This window comes from Microcoleus sp. CAWBG640 (assembly GCF_020883015.1).
Classification (GTDB): Bacteria; Cyanobacteriota; Cyanobacteriia; order Cyanobacteriales; family Microcoleaceae; genus Microcoleus; species Microcoleus anatoxicus.
Genome location: NZ_JAHRFC010000019.1, coordinates 18,979 through 30,282, shown reverse-complemented (window position 1 = coordinate 30,282; position 11,304 = coordinate 18,979). Strand labels below are relative to the sequence as shown.

Here is an 11,304-nt window from a genome sequence, read left to right as displayed (position 1 = left end):
TAAAAATCATAACTTTCCACTCATAAAAATCATAACTTTTCTTTTCTTCCTTCGCGCCCTTTGCACCTTCGCGGTTCGTTACCCTAAAATTCCTATAAATGTCGAATAGCCTCAATCAGCCCCCCACAAACACCTGCGAGAAAATCTAAATCCAAAGTTTCAATCCGATCGCTAGCTTGATGATAGTGAGGATTGCGCATATTAGCCGTATCCGTCACCATGATAGCCGGATAACCATTATCCCAAAAAGGAGCATGATCGCTGCGGCGAGTATCCGGCACAATTAAACCTCGATTCGGCACCGGCAACCACTCGCACAACTGACCAGATTTGCGAATTTTGTCACTCAAATTAATCAAATCTGGAACAGTCCGCAGATTACCAATTAAAGCAATAAAATTGCCAGAATTGGGATAAAAATATTTCAATCCAGTAGGATACTTTTGGGAGTTGGGATTGTGGTTGCAATAACCCAACATTTCCAAAGAAATCATCAACCGAAGGGACTGTTTTTGTGCTTTTAACTTATCAGCATAATCCTTGCTACCGAAATAGCCGGATTCTTCCATATCGAAGGCGACTAATTTCACTGGATATTTGAGAGGTTGAAGTGCGATCGCCCTTGCGAGTTCCAACAAAACAGCCACCCCAGTAGCATTGTCATCGGCCCCAGGCGTACCGGGTACTGTATCGTAATGGGCACCAATGACGATCGGCTTTTCTTGCTTCCCCCCCTTAGCAAGGGGGGGACTGAGGGGGGGTAAATCCAAAATCAAATTGTGATGAATCCGGCCGCGCACCGCAAAATCGTCAACTTCTACAGTTCCCCACTGTGCGAACTGTTCGCGGATGTATTGCTGGACATAGAAATGTCCACCTGATGCGAGGTATGGGTGGCGATCGCGTACAATTTGAATCAGATGACTGTGCAAGCGTTCTTTAAGATTCATGCAGGCTGGTATACGCTGAGTAGAATCAAATTATATTCTGTTTGATCGGGAAGTTTAATCAGTCAAAAAATATTAATTTATATAAATTTTTAAGTCTTAAATTTTAATCAAGTCAGAGACAAGTTGAGTCCGATCGCATTTAAGGCGATCGGACTAGACCTAAGATTAACGATTGTTGGTATTTCCCGCCATCTGGTTAATCATTTGTAAGTGTGCCTGAAGGTTAGGCAAAATATTAGTTGCCCAAGCTTTCACATCCGCATCTTGTCCCTGTTGGGACTGTTTTGAGCCAGCTCCAAAACTCGATCGCCAGACTGATTAAAGCTCTGAGGATGCGGGTTTAATTCTGCGATTCCCGGCAGGGCCATTAAGGAACTAATGCCAGCAATGCCGGTAAAAGTAGCCAATTGTTTGAAAAAATTTGAACGATTAAGTGGATTCATGAATTTCTAAGCCTCTAAGTTTTCCAAAGCACGATCGCCTATGCTGCATGGCGACGCCAGAATTATTTACCGATGGCGGGCAAAAGTGCGATCGTGCGAGATTGTCTGTTAAATAGATCCCACTCAGGGCATGGGTGAAAAAACGGACGCGATCGCGCCACTAAAGTTGGGAAGGTGTACCCCTTTTCCGAAACAAATTGAGCAAACCAAAGAGGCCGAAGACACCAAGCCACCCGTAATTATGCGGGCGATCGCGCCTCGCACTCAAAACACCAGAATTGGCCCCAGCGGGTGCTGCCGTTGTACCCGTTGTACCTGTAGCGTCGGCACCGATATCGCTTGTGCCAGTTGTGCCAGTTGTACCCGTTGTACTTGTAGTACCCGCACCGCTGGTTCCCGTACCGCTTGTACCATTTGTACCAGTTGTACCTGTAGCGCCCGTACCAGTGATACCGGTTGTACCATTCGTGCCAGTTGTGCCAGTTGTACCGGTTGTACCCCTACTATTCGTACCATTCGTACCAGTTGTACCAGTCGTATTCGTGGTGCCGGTACCCGTTGTGCCAGTAGAGCTAGCACCGGTACCAGTCGTACCAGTCGTACCAGTCGTACCAGTCGTACTCGTGCTACCGCTTGTACCCGCGCCGGTACCCGTGGTGCCAGTAGAGCTAGCACCGGTACTATTAGTACCATTTGTACCAGTCGTACCCGCACCAGTACCTGCACCGCCCCCTCCCGACTGTGCAGAAGCAGGCACTCCCAAGCCAACCGTGGCTAGACTAAAAGTACAAGCGCCTGTTAAAACAAACTTCAACAATTTAGAAGATTTCATGATCGTGCTTGCTTTTTCCTTGTAGAGTTCTGCGAGCGCTTAATATTCCCAAACCGCAGGGTCGAGTTTACAGCACAACCTGCAATTTTTCCAACATTCAGTGGGAAATAATGAAAATAAAAGATGAAAGTTCGCCCATTTCCATTGATGATTTACCCACTGAACAATTACCCCTCTAAGTTCATAGCTTCTACCTTATAACTTCCGCTATCGGCTCGCCATTCATCTTTAGGAATATTTGGGGAAATCGCCTTAATTTTACTCTTTTTATTATATTTTTTTAGCTTTATTGATGAGAACAGTTAGGCAGTAACACTTATTTGTTGAGGGCTGCTACGACAATCACAAAAGATCGATTTCCGAATTGCCTAAGATAACCCTTCCGACAGATGGTTTGAATATTGCTAATTCGTTAAATTGAAAAAAAGTAGTTCTTGTTACATATTATATGCTCACTTCTTCTTACCCTCTGAAACAGGTATTCCACTGTCCTGAAGAATCTAATTTTTACTCGCAGTGCCTGGAAAATTTAGTGTTAAATGCTAGCGACAATTCTCAACTCGTCGTAGAGTTTGGTTCGGGAGAGGGAAGCCCAGTTATTAAGTCTTTGTTGAGAACTAGCTTTGAGGGAAAAATTCACGGTTTTGAGCTAAATAATGTGGCTTGGAAAATTGCTCAATCTCAGATTCGAGAATATGAACTGAGCGAACAATATGTCGTTCACAATTGCTCTTTTTTTGATTCACCTTTATATAAGCAAGCGGATTGTTTGATTTCAAATCCGCCTTATCTGCCCGCTGCGGATGACAAAATTTACCAGCCACTATTGCATGGTGGCAGTGATGGCTCGACCATTGCTAAGCGACTTTTGTCTACGGGATGTGAAAAAGTTTTACTGATGGTTTCTAGCTATTCTAATCCGCTGGGTTTGATTGATTATGGCTTGGCTCAAGGTTACTCCGTGGCGGGTTTTGAGATCTCACCCTTGAGTTTTGGCTACTACAGTTCGGAGCCCAAGGTGAAAAATGCGATCGCCACTCTCCGAGAACAGGGAAAGGCTTTTTATTCTCGAAACATCTATCTGCTGGCCGGTGTTTTGTTTAAGCAGCAGCAAAAGTCCCACAGGGATTTATCTGGGGAGTTAATGCAGTTGATGACTGTGTTGTAAAAGTACAGCACGGATCGATCGGAGATTGTTTTATGGGTGGGGGCGGGTTTATTAGATTGTGGGGTGAACCCGCCCCTACCCAACGGCCAATCCCCATCTACCTGTTAATTTTGTTCGGCGGTTTGGATCGATCGCACCACAGCAGCCCCAGCCCGATCGCCGATCAGTTTCTCCTGATCGTAGCCCAACACCAGTTCCCAGGCATCCTCCGGGTATTTGTCCGCTAGTGGCAGAGCTACTTCATCCAACATCCAGCGCCCGTGACGCTCGTCTTCTCTGATGTGCAGTTCCCAGTAACCCATGGCAGCCTGGGAAAGACCCAAACGCTGGGCGGCAGCGAGATAATTCCTGTAGGCGACGGGCCCAGCTACCTCAAAATAGGTCAGTCCGCCGTTGTAGCGCAGAAAATGGCGCTTGCGTTCCGTCAGCAAGAAGTTGTGATTGGCGCTGGCGAGCACTTGCCAAGGCACTAAATCAAAGTATGCTTCCGGTTGCGTACTCATGCCGAATTCTGCCAGCATTTGGGCAAAATAGGTCGAGTGCTTGCGGGCGAGACGACCGCCACCGTATTCTTCGATCAGCACCCGTGTCAGGGTACATTGGATTTCGTTGGCGGCACCGCCGAGGATGCGGGAAAGGCGGCTAGCTTCTACTAAACCATCGAAAGAGGCGATCGCCAGCAAGTGCCTATATCCCTCTACAGTCATCTCTTCCCGCAAATAGCGATCGGCCTGAGTTAGCGGAGGATCGACATCAGCAGCCGCGCGATCGCGTAGGGCTTGCTTAACATCTAACTGGTACAGCCGTGGGAGGTCAATGTGTGCCAGTTCCCACTGTTGCCAAGGTTCCTCAATCCGATCGCGCACGGAACGCAAATAGTGCGATCGCTCGTTGTTGTAGTGACGCAAATCGTCGTACCAAAATAAGTTGAGTCTGTTGATGCGGTACAGCACCCGCTGCAAAAAGCGGTGTGCCGCATCATCGCTTGAGGATTCCTGGTAAGCCGATCGAACAGCCACTGCGATCGCACTTTCCAAGTCACTGACAACTAACGGTTTTGCCACCACCGTTTTGTCTAAATCATCAACATCTAACAAGTTGACAAATTGCTGCTCTGCTGTTTCGTAGTTTGTAGCTGTTATTTGTTGCTTTTGCAGACTCGACGATTCAGTTTTTGATGATAGATCTAGGGTGCTGTGCATGAAATCCAATTATGCTAATTTTAATCAGTTTACTCTTGACCCAAACAGCCAATCTTTACCGATTGCTGAGGATTGCCGCTACTACTATTCAAAATAGCTAATCTGTTTGCCCAATACACCTTTCTCTTGATAGATATTTGACTTATCCCCTAGGTAATGCAAGCGTAAAATTAAATCAATCTCTCACCTCCCTTGTTGTACTCGCCTAAATTATGCTAATTCTTAGCTAATTACTTTTGATAGTTGCTTTCTGTGCCCCAGTAATTCTGCCTAAAATCATGGCATCTTTTTGAGCAGGCACTGCTTGTCGCCACGCTTTGATACCGCCGGAAAGGACAACAAAATTAAAGGGCATATCCTGATTTTGTTGAGTCTTATTTCCCGGAATCTCTTGGGAATACTGAGCCATTTTTTCCAATTTGTGGTATGCTTTAATCGATCGCCCTCCTCTAGCACAATACAGTACAACTATTGGCTGAGGTCGATCGGATTTAACTCTAGCTTTGACAATGGCTTGAACCTGTTTAGCCCCGAACCCCATCTCAATATCAGTTAGGGGAACCAGCGGACTGTCACCGATGCGATCTTCGGCGTATTCTTCAGGCGATCGCACATCTATCAAAATCACTGGCTTCAACTTACCTTGCTGCAATTCGGAAACAGTTACTTGTTTGGTATTTAAACTGGCAATAAAAGTGGGAACATCCATGTGATTAAAGAGCGCAACTGCACTCAAAGAAGCAACACTCATCAAGCCAAATCCCATCATAATTACCAGCAACAGGCGAGAATAGCGATTAATACCTTGTTTTGAATTTTCATCTAGCATTTTTCATCATCCTTAAAAATGGATAAAACATTTGTCGGACATATCCAGCAGGTATAGAATCAGAGATACCATATTTATGAGGCATTTTTTTCGCCGGCATATACATGGTTCCAAATAGCAAATCTAACAAAGGAAACTGAGCAGCAAAATTTTTGTTGGGTACGAGGGGAACTTGACTGTGATGCCAGTGATGAAATTGTGGCGTTGCTATCAACCATTTTAATATCCCAAATTTGACTTTAATATTAGCATGAATTAAAAAGGCGATCGCAGCCGAATAAAGAACATAGATTGCCCAAGTTTCTCGACTAAATCCCAACCAATATAGGGGAATTATTTGCCAGATTCTCGTAAATACTTGGTCGCAGGGATGTACTCGCACTGCTGCTAGCCAATCCATGTCTTCTATGCTGTGGTGAACTGCATGAAATTGCCACAGCCAAGGTAATTCATGTAATAGCCGATGAGCAATGTAATAGCCGATATCTCCAACGATAACTGCTTCTAAAAATTGTAACAAAACAGGTTGAGATGCTACTGTGTTTTGGAGTTCTACGTTGACAATAGGAGGAAAATGAGAAAAGGCGATCGCCAAAATTATAGCACCTGTTGCTTTGCCAATAAAGTGACCACTGAAAAAATAGATAACATCCGTTTTCCAGGCGCGACGAAAGACTTTTTGATTGTGTAAAGCAAAGATTCTTTCTATGGGAATGAAGATGGCTGCTAAGATGATGAAACCTTTGACAATTTCAAGTAACATGAGATGCTGATTAATGTCGATATTTACTTCATCAATAATTCTGTACCAGAAGCACAGACAGGAACAGCCTTCAGAAGGATCGGATTAGCAGGTTTGGTATTCCCAGGAGAATTTACTGCACAGATAATGGATACAGTCGTCATTTTATTTTTAGCTGCTTGGGAAACAGGTACTAAAAATACAGCCCCGACATAGCTAAGAAGATTATCGCTGCGGGCTACCCCATAACTAAACGCAGCATTTTTGGTAGCTATGGCTGAATAGTTATAGTATGTTGTCTGATTTTTAAGGCCGAGACCCAAGGGACTAATGGAATTGGAAAATGTATTGTTCTCTGCATAATAAAATTGTTGACCTTTGTTGATTGAGGCAACATATTGCTTAGCTTCTGAATGCTTCGCTTTATTGCCGCCACAACTCGCCACATCAGGGATCGCGATCGCAGCAACTATCACAGAAAGTATTATACCCAAAGGAAAATACAGAAAAGTTATTTTCAGTAACGTTACTGCCACAGATTTACGTTTTTTTATTGGCAACAAATCTGGCTGATAATTTTTGGCGACAGATTTAGGTTCTGTGATGGGCCGATCGGGTTGATAAGTTTTTACCAAAGCTTCCGATTTTTGGTTAATTTGGTTTAGTTCAGGCTTTTCTTCGAGTTGCATAGTTGTTCTCCAAATGTTTGACACGAGAAGTTTTTAGACGATGATTTGTCTTAGGAGATGTGCGAGATTCGGCTTTGAGGTAGCGCCTCTTTGACCTTGGATCGAGGATTTGCCAACCTGGTCGATCGCCCTTTCTACCATATTTCTATTAAATCACGTCACTATTTGAGAACATGAGTGAGTTCTCATCGACTTCTCATCGACTTTGATCCCCCCTAGCCCCCCTTCTTAAGGGGGGGACTGGAAGCGCTCTCAAAGTCCCCCTTCTTAAGGGGGGGACTGGAAGCGCTCTCAAAGTCCCCCTTCTTAAGGGGGATTTAGGGGGATCTAGACGATCGGGAAAAACGAGATTTCTCAAGGTTTTTAGTCTTAAGTAAACACCAATTCGATCTTCGCAAGGCTCGTGGCGTAAGTCTTGTAAGAATTATTTGCCATTTAGTCGATCGCGAAAATATTCCTCATACAAGCGACATCTCGGAATACAATGATTTCCATCCAACTTCACCAGCCCCATACTATTTAACTTAAACCCCAATTCTGACTTCAATCGCACAGGCTGGGAAACACTCGTCACCTCCCTCATCCCCTCCATTAATTCCCCATATTTCTCTAAATTCCACAAATGTCTGCGCAAATGATCGCTGTAAATTCCGGCTTCAGTTGCCGATTCTTTGACTAACCGATCTAAAGTCACATCTTGACGCGAGATATGATACATTCCCAGCCGCACTAAATAAGGATTTCCGCCCACTAAACCCATCAATTCTGCAACTTCAGCAGCACTCCAATTCAATCCGTGCCGTTTTGCCAAATCTTGCACTTGCTGCACATTAAACTCCGGCAATTCAATCGGTAATCCCACATTAAACGGCGATTTATTCACATCCAGTGGAATATATACTTCCGTAGAATGCACCACAATCAAGCGAAACTTTTTCCAAATATCGCGGCGTTTTGCTTCTTCGTGCAAAGCTCGCAATAACCCAAAAAAGTCATCGGCAATTTCCGGGGATTCAAATAGGCGATCGCTCTCATCCAAACCTAATGTCAGAGGCGGTGAAGATTCTGACAGCAAATACTGTTCAAAGTAAGCTTTGCAGCACTGATTACTACCAATCAAATCTGCTAATTCCCAACACTTAGGCAACTGTTCCAGCATTCCTAATTCTTGACCAATGCTAGCACAAAACCACTGCAAAAAAGTATCTGAATTAGCGAATACTCTCCTATTTGCTAGTTGAAAACTCAGCGCCACCGTGCGAGAACCTTGCTGTTCTGCATGATGCAAAATTCTCGCCATTAAAGAAGTTTTGCCCATCTGTCTCGGAGCTTTAATGCGAATCAGCGCTCCCGGTTGGCTGATGGTTTCATAACAGCGAGATTCGATGGGAGGGCGATCGATATAGAAACTAGAAACTAAATCTACTTGTCCTCCCGGCAATTCTGGCGCTGCGGCTGGCAAGGGTTGAATTATTGACTGTTTTATGCTAGGAATTGCGCTCAAATTGACAGCTAATTCATGGTTTGGGTTGGATTGGGCGATCGCAATTTTTGCAGATTTTGGCAACACCTCATCGGGCGGGGATTCCAGCTCAAAATCGGCTATATCGCGCCATTCCTGACCCAATCCGCGACAAATTTCGATGAAATTGGCATAATCCACAGGTTTGCCATTCAGGAAATGGCTGACAGTAGATTGGGCTATCCCCAAATCCTCCGCCAAGATTTTCTGACTGGGGAAGCCATTTCTCAGGAGAGACGATTTAACTGCGGGAATGTACTGGAGACGCAGCCTGAGCGATCGAGCCATTGCTTATAACGATCGAGACACTAAAACCATCATAAATGCCAAGCGTCCCAAAGTCGATGAAAAGTCGATGAATTCTCGAATAACTCACTCGCCAACTCAAATAGCCACCTGATTAGATAAGAAATAACAAGGTTGAATCACATCAAAACGAGGTAAAAGCATTGTGCATTCTATCCTAATTTGGTCGCTGGCGTTAGCCACTAATCAACCCGGTTTCGCTTTCACACCGCCTATTTTTTGGTTGCTGCTAGGTGTTGTACTAAGTGCGATCGATCTATTTATCCAAAAAACCCAGCCCCAAAAATACAGGTTTTACCTGCTGATGATGGGCGCTGCTGCTCTAATTTCATCGTTTATTTTGTGGAGAGGAGCGGTAGCATTTCAGTTTAGTTGGGCGAACGTAATGTATGAAGATTTTGACTGGCAGATATTCTACTGGATGGGGATATCTCTCGCCCTAAGTATCTGGATTCGACCGATTTTCATTGTTCGCAAAAAGTTTGTGATTCCCGAAGCAACGGAAGCGACAACTATCTCCGAAATTTTCCCAGGAGAAACTGGAATGGTGATTTATGAAGGTGCTTCTTGGAAAGCCCGCAATGAAGATTCCCAAGGAATCGCACCCAGACAAAAAGTTTACGTTTTGCGCCGCGAAGGAAACACGCTGATTGTTGTACCTGACAAATTAATTCACATCAACAACTAAACCTTTGTAGCCACATCAAGTCAACTAAGAGGGCGGGCACGGGGGCACCGCCCCTACCAACTGTTAATTATTTACCAGGAGATTCACTATGTATCAGTATTTTTTGATGGTGTTGTTTGCAATCACCGGTGTATCCTTAGCCAGCAGTGTTAAAATTGTCCGTCAAGGAGATGAAGCCTTAGTTGAAATTTTCGGAAAGTACGATCGCAAAAAACTCGAACCTGGTTTGACATTTCTGATTCCGTTTGTCGAAACAGTCGCCTATAAACAAACTCTGCGCGAGCAAATGTTAAAACTACCACCGCAACAATGCACAACTAGCGATCGGGTTTCCATCACCCTTGAATTTATTGTGTACTGGCGAATCATTGACTTAGAAAAAGCTTCTTACAAGGTGCAGAATCTCAAGGAAGCGATGCTAAATATGCTGATTCTTTCAATTCGGACTCAGATTGCTAAATTAACTGTCGAGGAACTTCATACAGCTCGTCATCAACTCAATAATACTTTAGTGGAGGAGTTGGATACAACCACCGATCCGTGGGGTGTGAAGTTTACGAGGGTGGAATTGCGCGATTTTGCGATCGGCACTAAAGCGATTAAACCAGAATATTCCGACAAAAAAGAAGCACAAAAGTTGCGATATTAGGGATTAGTATTTACTCATTTTCCTCGTTACCAGGCTCTGCCTGGTAACGCAGATCCAGAGGCTCTGCCTCACTGAATTTAATTCGCCTTGTATATACCCTTTAAGGAGACAAAACCATGACTAAAAATCAAGAATCTATTATTGATAAGGCAGTTTATGGCGGTTGCGGATGCTTATTGTTTATAATCTGCATTGGAGTAGCTCCCGCATTTGTTTTGCCAATATTTCTGAATTCTACCAATACAAGCAAGCAAAGGGAAGGCAAAGAGTATGTTGCTGCACTGAACAAAGGTCAGCAAGCATATTTTGCGGAAAAAAGTGTTTTTAGCACTTCTGTTAATGCTTTAGGAGTTGGTATTAAAACAGAAACAACTAACTTTAAATATTCAGTCAGCACCACTAAAAAAACAGCATTTAATTATGGAATACCCAAGCAACCACAACTTAGGAGTGATGTCGGCGGTGTCTTTGTAGTTCCTGCTAAAGAAGTTGAGCCAAATGCTGCTAAGAATGAAATAAAGACAATATCCATATTGTGCCAAGCTGATTCTATCGGTACAATTAAACCAGCAGAACCTACTTATCAAAATGGTAAAATTGCTTGCGGCAAAGGCACAACAAAAGTGACAAAATAATCTAAGTATATGCCAGATTATTCCTCGTTACCAGGCTCTTCCTGGTAACGCAGTTCCAGAGGCTCTGCCTCGCTGAATTTAATTCGCCTTGTATATACCCTTTAAGGAGACAAAACCATGACTAAAAATCAAGAATCAATTTTTAGTAATGCAACTTATGGCGGTTGCGGATGCTTATTGCTTTTAATGGTGATTGGAGTAATTTGTGCGATCACTTTGCCATATTCTATTCAGATATCAATTCCAAGTCAGGCTAGGACGGCAAAGCAATCGGAAGCGAAACTGTATGTTAGCTCAATGAACAAATTTCAGCAAGCATATTTTGCAGAAAAAAGTGTTTTTAGCACTTCTGTTGATGCTTTGGGAATTGGCATTAAAACCGAGACCACAAATTACAAATATTCAGTTCGTGCTACAAAGCAAGCTGGTTTTAATTATGGAGTCTCTAAAAAACCGGAGCTTAAAAGTTATATTGGAGGTGTCTTTGTAATACGAGCTAAGTCAAATAATGGCGAGGCTGAAATCAGAACAGAAAGTATCCTCTGTAGCGCTGACGAACTCGGTACAATTCGCCCCCTACCTCCAAAAATTCAAAATAGTAGATTAGTTTGCGGAACGGGGACAACAGCAGTGACCAAATAATCTAACT

The 11,304-nt window shown here is 43.8% G+C and carries 13 protein-coding genes; 5 read left to right on the top strand and 8 right to left on the bottom strand.

The window, feature by feature from the left end:
• Positions 1-92: 92 nt before the first annotated feature.
• The 3 genes from AAFP11_RS12215 to AAFP11_RS12205 all read right to left on the bottom strand — a co-directional run bounded on the left by AAFP11_RS12215 (position 93) and on the right by AAFP11_RS12205 (position 2,225).
• Positions 93-950, bottom strand: a complete 858-nt coding sequence (locus tag AAFP11_RS12215; protein WP_341737317.1) for a M20/M25/M40 family metallo-hydrolase — start codon at positions 948-950, stop codon at positions 93-95.
• A gap of 251 nt (positions 951-1,201) precedes the next feature.
• The gene (locus AAFP11_RS12210) at positions 1,202-1,393 is read right to left on the bottom strand and encodes a hypothetical protein (protein ID WP_341737316.1); all 192 of its coding nucleotides are present in this window, start codon (positions 1,391-1,393) and stop codon (positions 1,202-1,204) included.
• Positions 1,394-1,553: 160 nt separating this feature from the next.
• Complete coding sequence (locus tag AAFP11_RS12205; protein ID WP_341737315.1) at positions 1,554-2,225, bottom strand: hypothetical protein; 672 nt, start codon at positions 2,223-2,225, stop codon at positions 1,554-1,556.
• A gap of 448 nt (positions 2,226-2,673) precedes the next feature.
• Between AAFP11_RS12205 and AAFP11_RS12200 the strand changes: the two genes are divergently transcribed.
• Positions 2,674-3,393: an SAM-dependent methyltransferase gene (locus tag AAFP11_RS12200; RefSeq protein ID WP_341737314.1), complete on the top strand. Its 720-nt coding sequence runs from the start codon at positions 2,674-2,676 to the stop codon at positions 3,391-3,393.
• Positions 3,394-3,497: 104 nt separating this feature from the next.
• Here AAFP11_RS12200 and AAFP11_RS12195 read toward each other — a convergent pair whose 3' ends face one another.
• The 5 genes from AAFP11_RS12195 to AAFP11_RS12175 all read right to left on the bottom strand — a co-directional run bounded on the left by AAFP11_RS12195 (position 3,498) and on the right by AAFP11_RS12175 (position 8,665).
• Positions 3,498-4,595: an iron-containing redox enzyme family protein gene (locus AAFP11_RS12195; protein ID WP_341737313.1), complete on the bottom strand. Its 1,098-nt coding sequence runs from the start codon at positions 4,593-4,595 to the stop codon at positions 3,498-3,500.
• 226 nt (positions 4,596-4,821) lie between these two features.
• Complete coding sequence (locus AAFP11_RS12190; RefSeq protein WP_341737312.1) at positions 4,822-5,424, bottom strand: rhodanese-like domain-containing protein; 603 nt, start codon at positions 5,422-5,424, stop codon at positions 4,822-4,824.
• Complete coding sequence (locus tag AAFP11_RS12185) at positions 5,414-6,187, bottom strand: sterol desaturase family protein (RefSeq protein ID WP_341737311.1); 774 nt, start codon at positions 6,185-6,187, stop codon at positions 5,414-5,416. The genes AAFP11_RS12190 and AAFP11_RS12185 overlap by 11 nt, the downstream gene beginning before the upstream one ends.
• Before the next feature lie 23 nt (positions 6,188-6,210).
• Entirely contained in the window at positions 6,211-6,855 is a 645-nt protein-coding gene (locus AAFP11_RS12180) for a type IV pilin-like G/H family protein (RefSeq protein WP_341737310.1), read from the bottom strand.
• Between the two features lie 424 nt (positions 6,856-7,279).
• The gene (locus AAFP11_RS12175) at positions 7,280-8,665 is read right to left on the bottom strand and encodes an AAA-like domain-containing protein (protein WP_341737309.1); all 1,386 of its coding nucleotides are present in this window, start codon (positions 8,663-8,665) and stop codon (positions 7,280-7,282) included.
• 163 nt (positions 8,666-8,828) lie between these two features.
• Between AAFP11_RS12175 and AAFP11_RS12170 the strand changes: the two genes are divergently transcribed.
• From AAFP11_RS12170 to AAFP11_RS12155, 4 genes are all read left to right on the top strand, one after another.
• Positions 8,829-9,371 carry an NfeD family protein gene (locus AAFP11_RS12170; RefSeq protein ID WP_341737308.1) on the top strand — a complete coding sequence of 181 codons (543 nt, stop codon included), beginning with the start codon at positions 8,829-8,831 and terminating at the stop codon, positions 9,369-9,371.
• 88 nt (positions 9,372-9,459) lie between these two features.
• On the top strand, positions 9,460-10,020 hold the full coding sequence (locus AAFP11_RS12165; protein ID WP_341737307.1) for an SPFH domain-containing protein: 561 nt from the start codon (positions 9,460-9,462) through the stop codon (positions 10,018-10,020).
• A gap of 116 nt (positions 10,021-10,136) precedes the next feature.
• Positions 10,137-10,655, top strand: coding sequence for a type IV pilin-like G/H family protein (locus AAFP11_RS12160; RefSeq protein WP_341737306.1), 519 nt, complete (start codon positions 10,137-10,139; stop codon positions 10,653-10,655).
• A 117-nt stretch (positions 10,656-10,772) separates the two neighbouring features.
• Positions 10,773-11,297, top strand: a complete 525-nt coding sequence (locus AAFP11_RS12155; RefSeq protein WP_341737305.1) for a type IV pilin-like G/H family protein — start codon at positions 10,773-10,775, stop codon at positions 11,295-11,297.
• The last annotated feature ends 7 nt before the right edge of the window (positions 11,298-11,304 follow it).